General features: G+C 67.2%; 17 protein-coding genes. 9 read left to right on the top strand and 8 right to left on the bottom strand.

Features of this window, described 5'->3' with window-relative positions:
• Positions 1 to 3,323, top strand: a 3,323-nt coding sequence (locus QM806_RS36955; protein ID WP_283294679.1) for a non-ribosomal peptide synthetase, incomplete at its 5' end; no start/stop codon positions are given.
• Here QM806_RS36955 and QM806_RS36950 read toward each other — a convergent pair.
• The 3 genes from QM806_RS36950 to QM806_RS36940 form a co-directional block, all read right to left on the bottom strand.
• Positions 3,299 to 6,103: a non-ribosomal peptide synthetase gene (locus QM806_RS36950; RefSeq protein WP_005562496.1), complete on the bottom strand. Its 2,805-nt coding sequence runs from the start codon at positions 6,101 to 6,103 to the stop codon at positions 3,299 to 3,301. The genes QM806_RS36955 and QM806_RS36950 overlap by 25 nt on opposite strands.
• A 105-nt stretch (positions 6,104 to 6,208) precedes the next feature.
• Positions 6,209 to 7,039 (bottom strand): SDR family oxidoreductase, encoded by an 831-nt coding sequence (locus QM806_RS36945; protein WP_005260922.1) that lies wholly within the window; start codon positions 7,037 to 7,039, stop codon positions 6,209 to 6,211.
• Positions 7,036 to 7,746, bottom strand: coding sequence for a thioesterase II family protein (locus QM806_RS36940; protein WP_120659188.1), 711 nt, complete (start codon positions 7,744 to 7,746; stop codon positions 7,036 to 7,038). The genes QM806_RS36945 and QM806_RS36940 overlap by 4 nt, the downstream gene beginning before the upstream one ends.
• Positions 7,747 to 8,071: 325 nt before the next feature.
• Between QM806_RS36940 and QM806_RS36935 the strand changes: the two genes are divergently transcribed.
• Together QM806_RS36935 and QM806_RS36930 are read left to right on the top strand one after the other, a co-directional pair.
• Positions 8,072 to 8,827 carry an arsenate reductase/protein-tyrosine-phosphatase family protein gene (locus QM806_RS36935; RefSeq protein ID WP_005562491.1) on the top strand — a complete coding sequence of 252 codons (756 nt, stop codon included), beginning with the start codon at positions 8,072 to 8,074 and terminating at the stop codon, positions 8,825 to 8,827.
• A gap of 13 nt (positions 8,828 to 8,840) precedes the next feature.
• The gene (locus tag QM806_RS36930; protein WP_005562489.1) at positions 8,841 to 9,227 is read left to right on the top strand and encodes a VOC family protein; all 387 of its coding nucleotides are present in this window, start codon (positions 8,841 to 8,843) and stop codon (positions 9,225 to 9,227) included.
• 27 nt (positions 9,228 to 9,254) lie between these two features.
• On the opposite strand, the gene QM806_RS36925 is transcribed toward QM806_RS36930, so the two are convergent.
• Positions 9,255 to 9,731, bottom strand: coding sequence for a hypothetical protein (locus tag QM806_RS36925; protein WP_283294677.1), 477 nt, complete (start codon positions 9,729 to 9,731; stop codon positions 9,255 to 9,257).
• A 183-nt stretch (positions 9,732 to 9,914) separates the two neighbouring features.
• On the opposite strand from QM806_RS36925, the gene QM806_RS36920 reads away from it, so the two are divergent.
• The 4 genes from QM806_RS36920 to QM806_RS36905 all read left to right on the top strand — a co-directional run bounded on the left by QM806_RS36920 (position 9,915) and on the right by QM806_RS36905 (position 13,177).
• Positions 9,915 to 10,181: a YdeI/OmpD-associated family protein gene (locus QM806_RS36920; protein WP_005562485.1), complete on the top strand. Its 267-nt coding sequence runs from the start codon at positions 9,915 to 9,917 to the stop codon at positions 10,179 to 10,181.
• Positions 10,182 to 10,538: 357 nt separating this feature from the next.
• On the top strand, positions 10,539 to 10,820 hold the full coding sequence (locus tag QM806_RS36915) for a hypothetical protein (RefSeq protein ID WP_007298717.1): 282 nt from the start codon (positions 10,539 to 10,541) through the stop codon (positions 10,818 to 10,820).
• 155 nt (positions 10,821 to 10,975) lie between these two features.
• Positions 10,976 to 12,349, top strand: a complete 1,374-nt coding sequence (locus tag QM806_RS36910; protein ID WP_005562483.1) for a wax ester/triacylglycerol synthase family O-acyltransferase — start codon at positions 10,976 to 10,978, stop codon at positions 12,347 to 12,349.
• Positions 12,350 to 12,547: 198 nt separating this feature from the next.
• Positions 12,548 to 13,177, top strand: a complete 630-nt coding sequence (locus tag QM806_RS36905) for an antibiotic biosynthesis monooxygenase (protein ID WP_007298715.1) — start codon at positions 12,548 to 12,550, stop codon at positions 13,175 to 13,177.
• A gap of 201 nt (positions 13,178 to 13,378) precedes the next feature.
• Here QM806_RS36905 and QM806_RS36900 read toward each other — a convergent pair whose 3' ends face one another.
• Complete coding sequence (locus tag QM806_RS36900; protein WP_257237409.1) at positions 13,379 to 13,504, bottom strand: hypothetical protein; 126 nt, start codon at positions 13,502 to 13,504, stop codon at positions 13,379 to 13,381.
• A 531-nt stretch (positions 13,505 to 14,035) separates the two neighbouring features.
• Between QM806_RS36900 and QM806_RS36895 the strand changes: the two genes are divergently transcribed.
• Positions 14,036 to 14,446: a PAS domain-containing protein gene (locus QM806_RS36895; protein WP_065490707.1), complete on the top strand. Its 411-nt coding sequence runs from the start codon at positions 14,036 to 14,038 to the stop codon at positions 14,444 to 14,446.
• Between the two features lie 52 nt (positions 14,447 to 14,498).
• On the opposite strand, the gene QM806_RS36890 is transcribed toward QM806_RS36895, so the two are convergent.
• Positions 14,499 to 15,323 carry an alpha/beta hydrolase gene (locus tag QM806_RS36890; protein ID WP_283294673.1) on the bottom strand — a complete coding sequence of 275 codons (825 nt, stop codon included), beginning with the start codon at positions 15,321 to 15,323 and terminating at the stop codon, positions 14,499 to 14,501.
• A gap of 834 nt (positions 15,324 to 16,157) precedes the next feature.
• Here QM806_RS36890 and QM806_RS36885 point away from each other — a divergent pair.
• Positions 16,158 to 16,811: a ScbR family autoregulator-binding transcription factor gene (locus QM806_RS36885; protein ID WP_043793355.1), complete on the top strand. Its 654-nt coding sequence runs from the start codon at positions 16,158 to 16,160 to the stop codon at positions 16,809 to 16,811.
• A 334-nt stretch (positions 16,812 to 17,145) separates the two neighbouring features.
• Here the strand turns inward: QM806_RS36885 and QM806_RS36880 are convergent, their stop codons facing one another.
• Complete coding sequence (locus QM806_RS36880) at positions 17,146 to 17,493, bottom strand: hypothetical protein (protein ID WP_005572687.1); 348 nt, start codon at positions 17,491 to 17,493, stop codon at positions 17,146 to 17,148.
• Positions 17,494 to 18,737: 1,244 nt separating this feature from the next.
• Positions 18,738 to 19,862, bottom strand: a complete 1,125-nt coding sequence (locus tag QM806_RS36875) for a serine hydrolase domain-containing protein (protein WP_005572690.1) — start codon at positions 19,860 to 19,862, stop codon at positions 18,738 to 18,740.
• Between the last annotated feature and the right edge of the window lie 40 nt (positions 19,863 to 19,902).

Genomic DNA, 19,902 nt, shown 5'->3' with positions numbered 1-19,902 from the left:
ACACCCTCCCCCTCCCCACCGACCGACCCCGACCCACCCACCGCACCCACCACGGGGACCGGGTCGCGTTCCGCATCGGACGGGACCTGCACCGGTCACTATCGACGCTCGCGCGGCAGAACAACTCGACGCTCTTCATGGCGATCCACGCGCTATTCGCTGTCCTCCTCGCCCGCCTCAGCGGCAGTTCCGACATCGTGATCGGCACCCCCGTCGCCGGCCGCCCCGATCCCCGGCTGGACCAACTCGTCGGCATGTTCGTCAACACACTCGTCCTGCGCACACCTGTCGACGGCTCCCGGTCGTTCACCGAGGTACTCGACCGCACCAGGGACGTCGACCTCGGTGCCTTCCTCCACGCCGACCTGCCTTTCGAGCGCGTCGTCGAGGCCGTGGACCCGCCGCGGTCGACCTCCCGCTCACCGCTGTTCCAGGTGTCCCTCGAATTCGAGAGCGTCCTACGACCCGAGATCACGCTGCCGGACCTGACCGTCACGGTCGCGGAGTACACGCCGCCCGTCGTCAAGGTCGATCTCGAACTGGTGGTCGCCGAGACGTTCGACGAGTCCGGTGCCCCGGACGGGATCGCCGCCGGATTTACCTACGCCACCGACATCTTCGACGCCGCGACCGTGCAGGGCTTCGCCGATCGTCTGACCCGTCTCGTCGCGGCGGTCGTCTCCGACCCCGACGACCCGGTCGGGGATCTGACGCTCGGCGACGAGGACGAGGACGCATCGGTCTCCGGACCGCCCGGCCTCCCGGCGCGGGTGTGGCCCGACCTGCTGGCCGGGGCGGCGGAGCGGCACTCCGACCGGGTGGCCGTGTGCGACGCCGGTCGCACGCTCACCTATCGCCAACTCGACGCCGACTCCGCGCAGTTCGCCCGGCTGCTCATCGCTCGGGGTGCCGCACCGGAAAGGTTCGTCGCCCTCGCATTGCCGCGATCCCTCGCGTGGGTCCGCGCCGTGTGGGCGGTCGCCCGCTCGGGTTCGGCGTCGGTACCCGTCGACCCGACGTATCCGCCCACCCGGATCACCCACATGCTCGACGACTGCGGAGCGGTACTCGGCGTCACCGTCGCCCGGTACCGCACACAGTTGCCGGACACGGTCGAGTGGCTGGTGCTCGACGATCCCGACCTCGAGACGCAGATGCGGCACCTTCCTGCCACCCCGGTGACCGACGTCGACCGCGCGGGTCCGCTGCACCCGGACAACCCCGCCTATCTGATCTACACGTCCGGATCGACCGGCACTCCGAAGGGGGTTGTGGTGTCGCATCGGGGTCTTTCGAACCTGTTCGAGCAGGAACGTCACCACCTGCAGGTCACCCCCGATGCGAGGGTCTCGCATCTCGCGTCCCCCAGTTTCGACGCGGCGCTGTTCGAGTTGACGATGGCGTTCTGCGCGGGGGCGCGGGTCGTGCTCGTCCCCCCGCTGACGTATGGCGGTGCGGCGCTGGCGGATATCCTGGCCGGCGAGCGGATCACCCACGCGTTCATCACCCCGACCGCGCTGGCATCGCTCGATCCGACGGGGCTCGACTCGCTGCAGGTCCTCACCGTCGCCGGTGAACCGTGCCCGGCGGACCTGGTCCGGCGATGGGCGCCCGCCCGGCGCATGCTCGATGCGTACGGTCCCACCGAGACGACGATCTGGTCGCATGTCAGTGAACCGCTGGCACCGGCGGAACCTGTCACCATCGGGCACCCCGTCCGTGGGTTCACCGCCGCCGTCCTCGACGCCCGGCTGCATCCCGTTCCCCCGGGCACCCCGGGTGAGCTGTACCTGGCAGGGCCCGGCCTGGCCCGCGGCTACCACGCCCGCCCGGCCACGACGGCGACCCATTTCGTCGCCTGCCCGTTCGCCGCCCCCGGGTCGCGGATGTACCGCACCGGTGACCTGGTACGCACCCGGCCCGACCTCACGCTCGAACACCTCGGGCGCACCGACTTCCAGATCAAGGTGCGCGGATTCCGGGTCGAGCCGGGCGAGGTCGATTCGATCCTCGCGGCGCGCGCGGACATCGGTTTCGCGGCCACCGTCGGGCGAACCGGACCAGACGGGGAACCGATACTCGTCACCTACGTCCGCGGTGCGACCGGCGCGGACGTCGACGCGAGTGCGGTGCGCACGGCGTTGTCCGCGCAGCTTCCGCCGTACCTGGTTCCCGCCGCGGTCGTCGTACTCGACGAGGTGCCGCTCACCCCGGCCGGCAAGCTCGACCGCTCGGCCCTCCCCGAACCTGAGTTCGGCTCCCGGCCCGAACGATTCCGGGCCCCGTCCACGGCAGTGGAGCGAGCCGTCGTCGAGGCTTTCGCGAAAGTCGTCGACACCGGCGAGGACCGCGCGATCGGAGTGGACGACGACTTCTTCGCGCTCGGCGGCACGTCACTGTCCGCGGTCCGCGTCGCCGCGGACCTGCAGCGGCGACTGGGCCGGCCAGTTCCGCTTCCCGCCCTCTTCCTCGACCCCACCCCCGCAGGTCTGGCGGCCCGCCTCACGACCGAAGCGCTGCCCGCGTCGGTCGAGGACGCGCTCCGGGTTGTCGTGCCGCTGCGCCGTGGTGGTCGGCTCGCACCACTGTTCTGTGTCCATGCCGGAATGGGCCTGGCCTGGGCGTACACCGGCATGGTCCGCCATCTCTCACCGGACCGGCCCGTGTGGGGACTGCAATTGCCCTCCCTCGGCGGCGGTCCCGAGTACGACTCCATCGAGAAACTGGCACACCGATACCTCGACGAGGTCCGTACCGTCCAGCCGGCGGGACCGTATCATCTGCTCGGCTGGTCGCTCGGCGGGCTGATCGCGCATGCCATGGCCACCGAGCTGCAGGACCGGGGTGAGGAGGTCGGGTCCCTTGTGCTCCTGGACAGTTACCCTGGCGGCGCGACGGCCGATCCCGAAGCCTTGGATGCCGGCGACCTTCTGCGTGGTCTGGGAGTCGACGGCAGCCCCGGCGAGGACGCCCGGTCTCTCACGTACGCGGACGTCGGCCGCCGTCTCGGCGAGTCCTACGGTCCCGCCGCGGCTCTGACGGCAGACCAGCTGCGGCGAATCGCCGAGGGATATGCCCGGTCGACCCGGCTGTCGACGAGATTCGCCCCGAGAGTCTTCCGCGGTGACGCGCTCCTGCTCACCGCAGCGGACAGTTCCCGCGCCGGCGGTGCGCCGTCCGTCAACGCCGGATTGGGCCACTCGATCACCGGCACCGTGCAGGACGAACGCGTCGATTGCGCACACAACGACATGATGCAACCGGGTCCGGCACGGGCGATCGGCGTACTCGTCGAAACCTACGTATCCGGTCGGGGCGGATAGAGCCGCGCGAGAGTGCCGCAGATTCCGCGAATGCTCGGATGCCGGTACAGCTCCCGCATCGGGAGAGCCGGAAGGCCGAGCCGCCGCATCATGCCGTCGGCCTTGATCGCGCACAGCGAGTTACCTCCGAGCTCGAAGAGGTTGTCGTCCAGCGACACCGGGACCCCCAGCACCGACTCCCAGATGTCGGTGAGCGTCTGCGCCGTTCCCACCTCGGCGAGCGGGCCGTCCTGCGGTTCGACGGCAGTGTGCGACACGGACCGCGGGACCGGCGCGGGAAGCCTTGTCACGTCGAGTTTTCCGTTGAGGGTGAGCGGCAACGCGTCGACCACCGTGATCGTGCGGGGCACCATATGCTCGGGTAGGAATCGGGCGACGCGTTCCCGTATCGCCGCGACCGTCTCCGTCTCGGTCTCCGTCGCCGACCCGGCCGCAACGACGTAGGCGTCGATCGCGATTCCGGCCGGGTCCTCCGGCCTCCCCGACGGCACCACGGCCGCTGCCGCGACGACGGGGTCGTCGAGGAGCACCGACCGCACCTCGCCGAGTTCTACACGGAACCCGCGAATCTGGACCTGGGAGTCCAGTCGACCGAGATGCTCGAGACGGCCGTCGTCACGGATCCTTCCGCGATCGCCCGTGCGATACCACCGGGCCCCGCCGGGTGCCGCGACGAAGCGGCCGGCCGTCAATCCGGGACGGTGGAGGTACCCCAGCGCGACACCGGCTCCGCCGACGTAGATCTCGCCGGCCACTCCGGGCGGCAGCGGATGACCGTTCTCGTCCGCGACCACCACCTCCCAGCCGGGTAGTGGATCCCCCACCGTTGGTGTTCCGGTCAGGCCGTCGCGCCGTGTCACGGTGTGCGCGGTGACGTGCACGGTGGTTTCCGTCGTCCCGAACATGTTCACCAGCCGGCATCGCGATTCCGGATACCGATCGAGCCACGGCAGTACCACACGAGGATCGAGGGTCTCGCCGCCGAAGACGACCAGGCGGAGCGCGGACAGCGGCTCGAGATCCCGGTCGGCCGCGGCCAGGTGCACGAACGCCGACGGCGTCTGACTGAGGACCGTGACGTGTTCGTCGGCGAGCACCGTGTGGAACTCCACCGGGGACCGCGAGATCCAGTACGGCACGATCACGAGGCGGCCACCGGACGACAACGCGCCCCAGATCTCCCACACCGAGAAGTCGAAGGCGGGCGAATGGAACATCGACCAGGTGTCGCCGGGTGTCGGCGCGAATTCGGTTGCGGTGGAAGCCATCAGCGCCGGAACGGCGCGATGCGGAATCACCACGCCTTTCGGCCGGCCGGTCGACCCGGACGTGTAGACCACGTAGGCGGGGGCGCCGTCGCCGCCTACGGCCCAATCCACGTCACCCGGCACCGATGCCGACACCGACAGCTCCGCCGGCGTCACCACCGGTACGCCGTCCCACCCGCCTCCAATCTCGAGTTCGGTGACGACCAATCGGACATCGGCGTCACGCGCCGTGTACACGAGACGATCCGGAGGATGCCGCACATCCATCGGAACGAACGCCGCACCGCTGCGCAACACCGCAAGCATCATCACGACGAGATCGACCGACCGATCCAGGCAGATTCCGACCCGGTCTCCCGGCCCGACTCCGCGATCGTGAAGACCCCGTGCCGCCCAGATCGACTGTTCGTCGAGTGCACCGTAGGTCAGCGTGCGCCGGCCGTGGGTCACTGCGACCGCATCGGGACGCTCGTGCGCGTGCCGGGCGACGAGGTGCTCGATCCGCCCACCGGAGACAGGCGCTCGCACACCGGCACCCAGCGGCGCCACCGCCTCGCCGAACACACCACGTCGTCGGGGGGACGGGTCGCGAAGTCCGTTCACCACACGGGCGACCCACTGCCCGAACCGCCTGGCGGTATCGGCGTCCACAGATGCGGGGTCGGCGTAGACCTCCAGGGTGGTGTGCCCGCCGGTCTCGACTATCGGCACGAGTGTCAGCGGGAACGGCGCCGACTGGCAGGGGAGGTACGTATGTCCGGGGTCACGCAGAACCGTCTCCAGCACACCGGTGGTCGCATTGCTCATCTCGTCGATCTCCGCGGCAAACCGGGGCACTTCTTGTCGCCGTGCGCTTTCCACCTCGTCGATCAGCTCGGCGGGTGAACGGTTCCCGGAGGTGTCGAACGTCAGGTCGACCCGGTTCTCGAATCCGCCGAGCACTCGGGGTGGGCGCGTCCGGTCGCCCCGCCACATCGGGATCGTCACCGAGCGGAGGCCGTGGCATCTGCCGGTGACGACCGCGGCGGCAGCGGCCACCGTCGCTGTCACGTCCTCGCGGGCCCGGCTCAGCGGGTGAGTGGAATGCAATACTGCCGCGCTCCATCCACGCAGTGTCCGACCGTGCCGATGACGGCGAACGGGATTCGCGATCACCGTGTCGGCGCCGATCGCACCAACGAGCACGTCGCACAGGAGCGTGAGCGAGGCCGTGTCGAGAGCACGCCGGTCGGCGACCACGACCAGATCGGCTACCTGGTCGGTGTACCGCACCAGGACTGCACGCACCACCGGACCGTCGACCGCGACGGGCCGCCGGCACTCGGCGACGAGCCGGCGCCGTGCCTCCTCCGAAGCCGAGACGGCGGGCACGTCCTCCACCCACAAACGAGTCGGCCGGGTCGCGGGCTCCCACCAGCGACGGGACGCCGTGTCCCACCGCGCCGCAAGCGTCTCCGACCGCACCCCGCTGGGCAGGCGCACCGTCATCGCATGGCCGAACGACGTGCGCACCGGCTCGGACCTCCCCCAACGGGATTGGTGCATAGAGCAATCCTAGTCGAGAAAGGCGCGGCGACCTGAGCTTGTGCCTCCACCGCGAACGCGCGCGAGTCGCCCTCAGCGTGCTGTGAAACCGCCGTCCACCGTCACCACGGCACCCGTGACTCCACGCGCGTCGTCGGACGCGAGCCACCGCGCCGCTGCCGCGACCTCCCCCGGTTCGACGAGCTTGTTGGTCGGCTGGGCCTGCACGAAGACCGACTCGTGCTCGTCGACGCCGACTCCCAGGGAGCGCGCGATCTCCGCGAGCATCCGCCCTTCGTACTCACTGCTGTCCCGCACCGATCCCGGGCACAGTGCATTCACCCGGACCCCGTTCGGCGCGTAGTCGAGGGCGACGGCCTTGGTGAGGCCGACGAGGCCGTGTTTGGCCGCGACGTACCCGGCGAAGTGGCGATACCCGACGAGTCCGGCCGTCGAGGCGACATTGACGATGCTTCCGCTTCGCTGGGTCACCATGATCCGGCCGACCGTCGCGATCGTCCGCCACGCCCCGGAGAGGTCGACGTCGAGCATCAGACGCCACTCCGATTCGGCGATGTCGTGCGCCACCTTCCCGGACGGTGCGGCGATGCCCGCATTGTTGAGCAGCACGTCGAGACGACCGAATCGTTCGTGGGCCACCTGCACCGCGGCTCTGATCTCCGTGAGCTCACGGACATCCACCGCCTGGGTCACCACCGTCGCACCGTGCTCGCGGCACAACTCGGCGGTGTAGTCGAGCTGACTCTGCGAACCGAGTGGGTACGGCACCCCGGGCAAGTTCCGGGTGATGTCGACGAGCATGAGATCAGCCCCGGCCGCTGCGAACTCGACGGCGCACGCACGGCCGATCCCCCGCGCCGCGCCGGTCACGAAGGCCGTCTTCCCGGCGAGGTCGGCGCTCACCGAGCGCCCTCGCCGAGTTGCGCGGCAAGCAGTCGTACCAGCGCGTGCGGGTGCTCGGCAAGATACATGTGCCCGCCGTCCACCTCGAGCACCGAAGTCCCGGCGGTCGTCGCCGTCGCCCACTCCGCCACCTGAGCGACGCCGACGAGGTGATCGCTACGCCCGCGCAGAGCCGTGATCGGGACGTCCAGCGGCGGATGCGGTGGCGGCCGATAGTTTTCGTGCATCTCGACGTCGGCGCGGACGACGGGCAACAGCAGCTCCCGCAGTTCCGGGTTCGCCAGCGCGGGATGGGAGTACCCGGCCAGATCACCAACCTGGGCGAGGAACTCCGCATCCGCCAACGACGACGCCCGGATTTCCCGCACGGTCGCCGGTCCGGGCGATCCACTCACGAACAGGCGGGTCAACGCGACGCCCCCGTCGGCGGTCAGGCGGTGCGCCAGCTCGTAGGCCAGGACCGCACCCAAGCTGTGCCCGAACACAGCCACCCCGGCAGACTCCCGGACGACCGGCAGCACGCGCGGCGCGATGTCGTCGACGGCGGCATCGACCGACGTGAGTAGGTCCTCACCGAAGCGTTCCTCGCGGCCGGGGAGCTGCACCGGGAGGATGTCCAGCCCCCGCGGCGCATAACCCTTCCAATCGCGGAAGAAGGAGGCGCCCGCGCCCGCGTACGGCAGGCACACCAGTGTCCCAGGTACCATTGTCGCCTCCTTCCACGACGCCGAGGAAGACCGATTACCTTCGACCCTAGGCCGCGCTCCCTCCCGGTGTGGGGATTCGTGTGCACCCTCCGGTGCTGCGTCGCAACCGTGGGACAATCCGAATTTCGGTAAAGTATCTCTGGCGCACGAGTTCAGATGACGTTCGGCCCCAATGCCGCACTCCCCCAGCATTTCCGAGCAGAGCGTTGCCCGTCGTCATGTGCGGAGCGAAGCACCTGGAGAACCGGTCGGACACTCTCCCGATCCAGCCCGGTCGGCAAATTGTATCAAACTGATTTGATGCATTTGGTGTTATCCTTGCGAGGTGGTGCTGTTGCGTCAACCCGTCCCGTCATTCGTGCAGCTGGCCGCTCATCCGCTGCGGTGGCAGTTGTTGGCGGTGCTGTCCGGCAGCGACTACCGGGTCCGCGAGATGGTCACGCTGGTGGGTGAGTCGCAGAACCTGATCTCCTACCACCTGCGCCTGCTGCGCGACGGTGGGCTGGTGACGGCCACACGCAGCACCTTTGACGGCCGCGACAGCTACTACCACCTGGATCTGGATCGCTGCACCGAGATGCTGGCCGGTACCGGCACCGCACTACACCCGACACTCGGCCGGACCTCCACACCCCCGCCGTTCGACCCGAAGACACCCCTCGCCGTGCTGTTCGTGTGCAGCGGCAACAGTGCCCGCTCCGCGATCGCGGAAGCTCTGATGCGCCAGCACACCAGCGGCCGAGTCGACGCAATCAGCGCCGGCACCTGCCCCAAACCGGGCATGCATCCCAATACGGTTCGGGTGCTGCGAGAAGAGTTCGGGATCGACATCTCCGACCAGCATCCCCGCCACCTCGACACACTCGCCGACCGCCGGTTCCAAGCGGTAGTCACCCTGTGCGACAAGGCCCGCGAAGTCTGCCCGGAGTTCGGCGACGACACGCACTGGATCCACTGGAGCATCCCCGACCCGACACAATGCGGCACCGGCGAGGACACCTACCCGACCTTCCAGGCCACCGCAGCCGAGATCGACACCCGCATCCGGTACCTGCTTCCGACCCTCACCACCGAACCGTGAAAAGGAGTGCCCGATGACCCCACCCGACGAATACGCCAGCGTCCGCTACCTCGTCGACGACGTGCCCGCAGCCATCGACTTCTACACCAGCCACCTCGGCTTCACCCTGCACACCAACCCCGCCCCCGCCTTCGCCGACGTGATCCGCGGCCCCTTGCGACTACTGCTGTCCGGCCCAGCCAGTTCGGGTGCGCGCGCCACCCCCACCGACGTCACCGGGCCGGGCGGCAACCGTATCCACCTCGTCGTCAGCGACCTCGACGCCGAGATCACCCGACTGCGCGCTGCCGGTGTCGCCTTCCGTAGTGATGTGGTCAGCGGGCCGGGTGGTCGCCAGATCCTGCTCGCCGACCCCGCCGGCAATCTGATCGAACTGTTCCAGCCCACCGCCCATCGGTAGGCCTCCACACCATCGTCAACCGAATCGTCACGCACAACCGCTTCCAGAGGAACGTCGGGACAGCGTGTCACACGACCTGACATCCTTGCCCGACTCGGCGTCGATGCCTCTGCGGCGGGTCACCATGGCCGAGATCAGGCCGGATGCGACCACAACCTGCCCCAACATCAACGACGCCGGCAGTATCAACAACTCCCACCCCGTCGAACCATAGGCCTGCGACCACACCACGATCGCGACGGCCAGAATCCACGTCAGAACCTGTCCCAGCGTCATCAACGCGCCGGCCCACCTCAGATCGGTGCGTCGGACGAGCCCGATCGTGCCCGCGACCGTCCCTACCAGCGCGGCGATCAGCCCGACCGGCGTCGGGAGCAGAACCATCGGGCCGAGAAGTGGTCCAGGCTCCACCATTCCCGTTCCTACCAGTTGCGGCACGACGAACAGCCACACCGACACACCGCACAGCACTGAGACGACCGATACGCTCGTGAGCACCTTCATCGCATCAACCTAAACCAGACTTCGGACTCACTCCGGCCGTCCTCCATCGCAGGTGGCGCACGGTCAGCCGATCTCGCATGCGGCGACCGCGCCGCCGGATGCAGGAGGGCTGCTTGTGGATCGACACCGAACCGCGGTTGGCTACGGGCGCCAGACCTGGACGAGCGTCGGTATTCTCGAAACATGGGCAAGCCCACGGTCCCGAGCGGCACGGTGCACAGAGTGCCGGCGGATCTACGAAAGGCGTTGGCCGACGACGGCCCGGCGCTGGCCGCGTGGAATGACATCACACCACTGGCACGCAATGAGTGGATCTGCTGGGTCGAGGATGCCAAGCTCGATGAAACCAGAGCGCGTCGCATCAGAAGGACGCACACCGAACTGGCTGAAGGCAAGCGGCGCCCGTGCTGCTGGCCTGGATGCAGCCACCGGGAAAAGACCGGTAGGTAGAACCGTGATCGACCGTTTCCCGTGGTCGATCCCGTTGGTCTGTCGCGGTGGAACGCCGATGCGTGTGGCGAGGCGGCTCTGTGTGACGCCGAGTGGCAATCTCCAGAACCACTACGGACTCGCCATCGCCGACATCACCCCGCTGACAGCATGACAAACGCTCGCACTGAATCCACGGCTCGCCCGAAGTGGGAATGCCCTGCCCTCGGCGGTGTCTGCGGTTTGGCTGACAGGGCGAGCCGGGTCGGATACAACTGAGAGGGCATCGACAGTGACGCGGGCAGATCACCCTCGCGATGGGACCGGCAGACACCACATGTCCGGTGGCCGATGCGTTCAGCGAAGGAGCAAACGTTCGTGCTCGAGAACGAAATCCACCCCGTGGTCCGCATCCCGTCCCCGCCCGCCGATCCGCCGCCGATCCGACAAGCGACTCGCCCGGACCGGTCACCGACCGTTGCCACTGGCCAGTGCGGGGCCGTGCGGCGACCCCTGGCCGACGCCGATCCGGATCGACAACCAGTGGACACGGACCCGAGCACATCCTCGTCGATACCCGACGATCCGATCATCTGGCCCGACCCCAGCCCGCTCGCCGACTGGTGGGACCAGGTACTCGGCCGGCCCTCGACCACCTGAGAGCCCGCGGACCTACTCGAAGGTGTGGAATCCCGGCCGCCAAGTGTCGTCGTCTCTGCGGAAAGCACGGTCATCGCGGGTGCGGTGTGCTCTGCTGAGACCACACAGAAGCGGGGAGGTGCGGTGTGCGAGCTGGGGTCGGTGGACTGGTGCCGATGAGCCCGACCGAGGCGATGTTCGTGCTCTTCGAATCCCCATCGCACCCGATGCACGTGGCTACCCTGACCCTGTTCGATCCCCCACGCGGCACCGCACCCGGTGCCCACGCCGCCGAGATGGTCGAGCGCTTGCGCGCCCACGCCGAGGTGGCGGAATTGTTCCGCAAACGTCCCTCCCGTCCGCTGCACGGGTATCCGTGGTGGCGGCTCGACAAGCACATCGATCTCGGATATCACGTGCGGCACACTGCCGTTCCCGGTGAGGGCACGATGGCCGAGCTGCTGTCGCTCGTCTCGCAGATGCATTCGATGCCGCTCGATCCCCAGCACCCGATGTGGGAGATGCACGTCATCGAGGGCCTGACAGACGGGCGCACCGCGGTGTACACGAAGTTTCACCTGTCGCTGACCGACGGAGCCTCCGGGATGCGGCTGCTGCACCGCGCACTCACAGTCGAACCGGACCTCCATGACTGCCCGGCGCCGTGGAGCCCGTCGGTCGCGGCCCCCACTCGCCATCCCTCCCGCAACCCCCGCGGGGTGCTGCGGTCCGGCCTGGTCACCACGCGGGAGCTGACGGCAACCGTCCCCACTCTGATCCGCGCCGGCTACCACGGCCTGACCGAAGAACACCTGACGTTGCCACTGCAGTCCCCGCCGACGATCTTCAACGCCCCGACCGGCCGCGCCCGCAAGGTCGCCGCCCGATCCTGGCCCCTGAACCAACTGCGCCGCCTCGCCGCCTGCACCGGAGCCCCATTGGATGTGGTCGTGTTGACGATGTGCGCGGGAGCCCTCCGCGCATATCTGCTCGAGCAGTACGCCCTCCCCGAGGCGCCGTTGACCGCGATGCTCCCCGTCCCGCTCGACCTCGGTGAGTCGCCCAGCATCGGGCCTGGCGGCAACCGAGGGATCGGCGCAATGGTGGTGTCCCTGGCCACCGACGAAGACGACCCACTCACCCGCCTGGCGCGGATCGCCGACTCCGTGGCCCATACCAGTGGCATTGTCGCCGCCCTGAGCCGAACCCAATTCCAACTGGTCAGTGCCCTGATGTTGAGTCCGATCATGCTCGACCCGGTCCGCCGGGTCCTCGACGACATCCCGCCGCCGTTCAACGTGATGATCTCCTACACCCCGGGACCGACCCGCCCGCGGTACTGGAACGGCGCCCATCTCGACGCCGTCTACCCGATCCCGACCCTCGCGCGCGGCCAGGCGTTGAGCATCACCCTCACCAGCCGGTCCGGGCAGCTGCACGTCACGGTCGTCGGCGACCGCACCGCGGTCCCTCACCTGCATCGGATCATCGGTCACCTCGACACCGCCCTGACCGACCTCGACACCGCGGCCCGCACCGCCTCCCCCTGACACCCGGATCGTTCGCGGGGGCACGAATTCGTTTCAAGCTCAATCGCGACCTCATGTCAGGGGTCGGAACCGCGCAGCTGCGGCGGATCCTCGCCGCCGACATCGGCCACCCCCATTGCCTCCGACGGACAGGGGGAGCAGTGTGAAACACGGGGAAATGACCGGCGACGCCGCGTCGGCGCCGCCCAGAGGAGAAGGGTGCCGATCGTGTTCGCACGCTCAACCACAATTCAAGCGCATCCGTCGTACATCGACGCCGGGATCAAGCACGTACGTGACACCGTGATGCCGGCGCTGGCGGACACCGAGGGCTGCCTCGGAATGTCCCTGCTGGTCGATCGCGACTCGGGCCGGTGCATCGCGACCAGTTCGTGGCGGGACGAGGAATCGCTACGCGCCAGCGAGGGACCGGTGCTGAAGCTGCGTGACGACGCAGCCAAGGTCTTCCACGGCACCACGGAAGTGTCGCGGTGGGACATCGCTGTCATGCATCGCGACCACCATTCGGATCGCGGAGCCTGTTGCCGGGTCACGTGGATCAAGACCGAGCCGGCCCACATGGACCGCGCCGTCGACGTGTGGAAGATGGCCGCACTACCCAAGATGGAAGAACTCGACGGCTTCTGCAGCGCCAGCCTGATGCTCGACCACGCCGCGGGTCGCGGGGTGTCGTCGCTGACATTCGACAGCGCCGAGGCGATGGAACGCAATAGGGACCGCATCGACCGCATCCGGGACGAAGGAGTTCGCGAGGCGAACTCCGAGGTGCTCGATACTTGCGAGTTCGAGCTGGCCATCGCGCATCTGCACGTCCCCGAGATGGCGTGAAACTGTCGAACTGCCGAACTGTCGAGAAGGACAACCCCATCCTGTTCTTGCGGCTGCCGCACCGGTGGCCGTCATTCGAGACGGACACCGACGACGAGAAGCTTCAGGGCACAGGACGGGGCACGCGCGCCCTTACTGCCCGGTCGGTCCAGCGGATCGGCGACGGCTCGTACCGCCGCCGGTCCCCGACTGGGCACACAGCTAGAAGTCGACCCCGTGGCCCTCGAGCCACCGCGCGGGGGTGAACCACGGTGTATCGAGGTGGTACTCCTTGTCGAGGGCGTCCAAGATCGCATGCGCGTCCGCCCCGCGGTAGCTCTCGTACATTCGAACATGAAGTCCTGAACGCTTTTTCACTGCATCGAACAAAATGCCGTGACGGAACAGAACCGTCGAGGAAGGGCGCACCACGATGTTCCCGCCGCGGTCGGCCGCACCTCCGTCCACAACCTCCAGACACAACACCATGCGGGGATCTGTCGAGAGCACGACAAGCAGCAAATCCATATCGTGAGGTTGCGTCACCCCGTGCCATGGCCTTTTCCCCTCCGTACCTCCGACTGCAACACAGTCGAGCGCCCGACGCCAGGGCCGACCTTCGACGATGTGCAACCGGCCACCGGACCTCAGCGGCGGAAGCGGACAATCCCCCGCCGACCCGGATGCGGAGGCATGCGTAGTTCCGTGTTCGGTCGTCATACTCCCGGCGTGCCCGTCGCCATCCGTCCCGAAACATCGGACTGCCCCCGCACACGCCGGATCCGCGAACGCCTCCACCGAGTCTCCCGTCCACCGCCCTCATCGCGTGCCTGCGGAGGGTCGGCGTAACAAGGAGGTTCTGCGCTCGATAGATCGAGTATGGACAGACGACGCCCGAATCCCGACACCACGCTGGGTTACCTCGAGCAGCTCCCCGTCCTCGTGCTTCTGGACAGGCTGCCGGTGCCGGTCCTGGCCTTGGCTCAGGACGGTCTCGTCATCTACATGAATCGGGCTTTCGAACACATGCTGGGGTATCCGCAGGGCGCGCTCCGCGAGTGTGTGATCGGAGACCTGGTCCACACGGTGTCCCCACCTCGATCGGCCGTGACGGAACTGCACGAGTCGGCCGGCAAGATCGTCGCGCTCACGCATCGGGACGGTTCCACCGTGCGCGCCGCACTCAGTCGGTCAACGCTCGAGCGACACGACGACCCGGTCATGCTCGTCTGCTTCCAGGATGTGACCGAACAACTGTGGGGCGGCGGCCGCGCCCCACAGTTCGAGTGATGTGCCTGCGCCACGCTGTCGGCCGGCCCTCGTAGTCTTTACCCGAGACGTCTCACCGGCATTCGTACCGCGCGGTGCGCATGACGTGGCGGGCGCGGATATTTCGCAATGCCACCATTTCGTCGGCGCGATCGCGGTGAAGGGTACGTGCGGTGGTTGCCGTGCGGATGAAGTTGCCGATCTGCCGGATCGCATGGTCCGCCTCGGGAATGAGGTCGGCGGCCGCCTGGAATACATGGACCTGGCGGTCCCACACCTCGAGGGTGACCGGCACCCCGGCGGCCGCGAGGCGCTCGGCCATCAGCTCCGCATCCGGGTAGAGCATCTCGGTGGACCCGACCTGGATCAACACCGGCGGCAGGCCGGCCAGGATGCAGTCAACCGGCGAGATGCGCGGTTTACCGGCAGTGCGGCGGCGAGCGCCCTGATCGGGCAAGCCGGCGAACGTGATGAGGACCGAACGCGGAAAGACCGGACACCGGTCGGCGCCCGGGTGGGCAAGCTTCCCCGCGGGATCCATGTCCGTCAGCGGTGACAGCGCGACCAGGCCCGCCGGACACGGCAGGTGCAGGTCGGCAAGCGTCAACGCCGTCATGAAGGTCAGGTAGCCGCCGGCGGAATCACCGGCAATCACGATCTTCTCCGCGTCGAACCCCTGCCCGAGCAGCCAGCGGTAACCGTCGACCCCGTCGGCAATGGCATCACGGATCGGATGTCTGGGCATCATCCGGTAGCCGACACTGAGCACCGCGGCCCCGGCGGACGCGGAGATCCGTGAAACCAGCCGGCGGTGGGTATTCAACCCGCAGGTCAGGAAGCCGCCACCATGCAGGTACAACACCACTGTCGCTGTTCCCGTGTTGCCGGCGTCGATCAATTCGGCGTCGCAGTTCTCGAGGCGCACTGATTGGCGGCCGACCCCACGGAGGGGCGGGACGATTCGGGCGGCGGGGTCTATCAGTCCGGCCGGCCACAGGGGACTCGGCCACTGGGCCCACACCGCGAGCAGCGGTTTGACCGTCATCCGCAGTGCGTGCGCCAAAACCTGTGAGCGGAGGCTGGCCCCGGGGAAGAAGTCGGGCTTCGAGCCCGAGGGCGCGGGAGTCCGGGCCGCCACGCCTTCGACTACTGCGTCGAACGTCACCGGGACCTCGTCCCCGCACTCCTGCACCGACGCGAAATGCGCTAGGACGGAATGAAACAACGCATCACCATACATGGGCGGGCCCACCGTCTACTGTGTCAGGCGCGTGCAAGCCGCAACGCTCCCCCGGGCATCAGGAAATCCGTGCCGTGACGCGCCGACCTGGTGCCAGGCCCGTCGCGACCACTGTGCGTCGGGGATGCAATGCCTCGATCCCGTGGACCTGACACTGAAACAAACTGCTTGTCTGTATCTTCGCGATGTTACATACCGTAAGATTGTTTGTAAAGCAATCGTGAAGCCACACAGGACCGTGGAGTCATCAGATGTCAGCGATCAGGCAGAGTGCAGCTGGGCCAAAGATCTGCCATTGGGCTACAGGCAGATCCGGGATCGAGAGGTATCGGATGAATCCCAGGATGACACCACCATCAGAACAGGACCGCCGCGCGTTCCGCCGGAATCAGCACCTCCGCGGCCCGGGCCGCGATGCCCTCGTGCCGGTATTGCTCATGATGCAAGGGGACGCAGGTCGCATCGAGGGGCGGGCCGATGGAGTCTGAGAGAATGACACAACAGTCCCGCGCCGAGGCGACACGCCGCGCGACCATCGAGGCGGCCGCGGAGGTGTTCGCGGCGAACGGATACGCGAACACCAACCTCGCCGACATCATCAGCCACCCGGGAATCTCCAAAGGCGCAGTCTACTTCCACTTCACCTCCAAGGAGACTCTCGCGCGGGCGACGATCGACGAACAGCACGCGACGTCGATGGCGGCGTGCCGGAACCTGTTGGACACAGCTCTTCCGCCGCTCGAATCGCTGATCAGCATGTCACTCCTGATGGTCGACCAACTACTGACGAGCCCCCTCACACGGGCCGGAGTGAGGCTCACCGGCGAGATAGGCGATGCGCGCGGGACGGTAACCGATCCCCATCGGGAGTGGGTGGAGCTGGTGGCGACGATCGCCGATCGAGCGATCGATGCCGGAGACCTCCTCCCGGACACAGATTCCGAAGATTTCGCCAACTTCCTCGTCGCCGCGTTCGACGGCGTCCGAATGTGGTCCACCCACGGGAACACAACTCGAGATCTCCCGATCCGTACCGAGCAACTGTGGACATTCGTCCTGCCCGGGATCGTCGACGCCCCCCACGTCGATTACTTTCGCGAGTATGTCCACCGCAGATGGGGTCACGCATCACTCGACACCGAGTGAGACATCGAGAACGATCGACACCGCAGCCGACCTGACCACCCCCGCGACCCGTCCGCGTGATCGGCCACCCTTGGGAACTTCTCTGCTCTGTGAGCCCAACGGTCGAGAGGACGTCGTAGATCGCCGACCACCACCGATTCGGGTGCGACTGTGACAGTTGTTATATTCCAGTAACTTTGGTTGATCGCACTTCATCCGCCTTCCACTCCCGTACCGCGTTCCGCTCCGGCGACCCGCCGTACGCTCCACCCTGCCCAAAACCACCATCAACGCCACTTTTCTCGCACCACCGAGATGTGGACCGATGGCCAGTGATCGACGGACGTCATGCACGTCATGTCGGCGGACCCGCGTCCTGCTGACGGCGTTGATGAAACCGCTCGCGCTGCTCATCGAGCAAGATCACACCACGACACTGGACGCGGTGATGTTCACGGGCAATCAGCAGTCGTACCGACGTGGTCCGCCGTTCCAGCTCGGCCGCGCGCCTGGCCGCGTTCTCATCGTCGAGCAGGTACGCCGCGGCACGGTCGCAGTCGATCAGGATCTGCTCGTACGCGAGCCGGACCGGCTCCCGTTCGTCGAGCCGAGACACCGCCACGTCTTCGATCAGTTGCAGCGGAAGCCGCGCAAGGCGGTAGTTCACGCGTAGAAGGGCCAAGGACAGGGAGCCGAGTGTCACACGCGGAATCGTAAGCTCGGCGAAAGCACTTGCGGATAGGGTCTTTAGTCCCGTTGTTGATATCCGCGCCTTCCGCGGAGCGCTCATGCCGTGTGGGTTACCGTCTGGATCGCCATGTATGAGCCATCGGCCCCGAAGCCCACCGGCGACCTCTCCAGGCAGGCACCGGAGCCAATCGGATTGGGCCCCAGCTCCTCCCCACGCGCGGAGTCCCTACCTCGACCAGGGATGACAGCGGCTCACTTCATCGTCCGACCCTCCGATCCAGATCACAGCACCCCGTCAACGCGGAGAAACTCCCGCTCGCGGTCGATGTCGGTTACCGCGAGTCACACCGGACGGTTTCGGGACTTTCCCGAACATGGACGGTTGCCTAGTGGCGCTCCCGACAGGAATGCGGTACAAACGAGCCCTGCAACTCAATTGTGACCCAAATCACTCATAATCGTTACCGGAGGAGACAGACAAACCTCGCAGGCGGCCCCGCCGATCCGACCCGACATCGCCTGCACCTACCCCTTGCGAAAGGAGCATGGAATGCATCCCTCGCTACCCACGAAGCAGTGGATACCCGGCGGTACAGAACGCCTCACACAGCCAGTCATCGGTGCCGGTGCCTCATTATCCGTAGCCATGCCCGCGTGGATGGTCACCAACTCACTGTGGGCCACCGCGGCGATCGTCGCCGCGACATTCGCCAGCCTCATTGCGGCAGCTGTGATGCTCCGACCTTCTCCATGACCCACGCCCCGAAGACGCCGCCCGCGCGGCGTCCCATTCCACGTCGACGGATGACGGCGACCGGAAACAGGCCGACGTCGACCGCATCCCGCCGACATCCCAGGAATCGTAAAGGCCCGGTACAAATATGCCTTGGACTGTTGTGGTCATCGCCGTGACGTTGATCGTGGTGGTCGCCTCTCTCAGCGCAGCGCTCGCCGCGGATGCGATGTCGCACCGTCACGGATATGAACCCGAACCGTCGAGTGTCGGTGGACGAGGCTCTGCCCCCGGTCCGACCACCCAGCTCCGCCATCCCCGCTGGCGCCGGACCGCTGTGCGGGCCTGGACGATCTGTGGTGCCGCCTCGGCGATTGCGATTGCACTCGTCGGATTGCTGATGTCAGCTGGTTGAAGGCAGGTCCGCCGTCCGCGCCACCACTGCCTGCCACCTGTCGGAGAGCCCGACTTCGAATGCGAAGACGTATCTGATCTGCGCGGCCGCAATCCTTTTCATCCGACCTCTACGACGGAGGCGCCGGCCAGGGATGGTCGGGGCTGATGATCTTCACGATCTCAGCGAAGAAGTTCCACACGCCCAGCGGGTCGACGTTCGTATTGACCAGCATTACCACCGTCTTGCCCTCGGGCGGAAGGTAATAGGCGTAGGTCTGGTAGCCCGCGATATTTCCGTTGTGGCCGATCCAGCCGTTCTGGTACTCGACCCCCAGTCCGTACATCGAACCCGTACCTTCCGACGGTGCCGGCTGAAACTGCTCCCGCTCGCGCTGAGTTGCCGGCGAGAGCAACGTTCCGGTGGCCAAGTCGCGCACCCACACACGCAGGTCGTCGAGGGTGGAAATCATGTTTCCCGCACCGAATCCCCAGGACGGGTTCCAGTCGGTCGCGTCCACCGTTTCGCCGTCAGGTGTTTTCGTGTATCCGTGAGCGTGCGGTGACGGAAAGGCCGCATCGGTCGGGACCGATGTGTGGCCGAGATTCTCGGGTCGCGCGATGTACTCGTCGATATACGCGTTCAGCGGGTGGCCGGAGACCTCCTCGACCACGAGACCCAGGAGCGCGGTATTGGTGTTGGAGTAGTCGAACTCGGTGCCCGGTGCGAACAGCGGTGGACGGCTGAAACTGATTTCGAGCAGTTCCTGAGGCGTCCATTGGCGCTGCGGCTGACTCGGGAGCGCCGGGATCACCACGTCCGAGTAGTCGGGAAGCCCACTGCGCATGGCCGCCAACTGGCGGATGGTGATCGTGTCCCCGTTGGGGACGTCGGGCACATATCTGTCGATCGGATCGTCGAGGCCGACCTTTCCCTGATCGACTAGCTGCAGCACGGCGGTGGTGGTGAAGGTCTTGGTCACGCTGCCGATGCGCATGAACAGGTCGGGCGCCATGGGGTCGCCGGTGGCCGTTTCGCGCACCCCGAACGCCTGGACGCAGGGCTCGGCGCCGTCCTGCCAGACACCGACGATGGCCCCGGGAATCGAGGCGTGCTCCATCGCCCCCGGAATCGTCTCGGTGAGCTGTGCACCGGGCCCGGCTGGTTGAACTGCCGACTCACCGCATCCCGCCAGTCCTGTCATCGAGAGCGCCAAGACGGCGACGATCTGCCGCCCCGAGAATGTTCGTGCCACCCCTCTCCCCAATCCGTGCGTTCGGTATCGATCTCTTGAA

It is taken from the genome of Rhodococcus sp. IEGM 1351 (assembly GCF_030056875.1).
Lineage (GTDB): Bacteria > Actinomycetota > Actinomycetes > Mycobacteriales > Mycobacteriaceae > Rhodococcus_F > Rhodococcus_F opacus.
The sequence above is the reverse complement of the archived record's forward strand: the minus strand, read 5'-3'. Positions and strand labels throughout refer to the sequence as shown.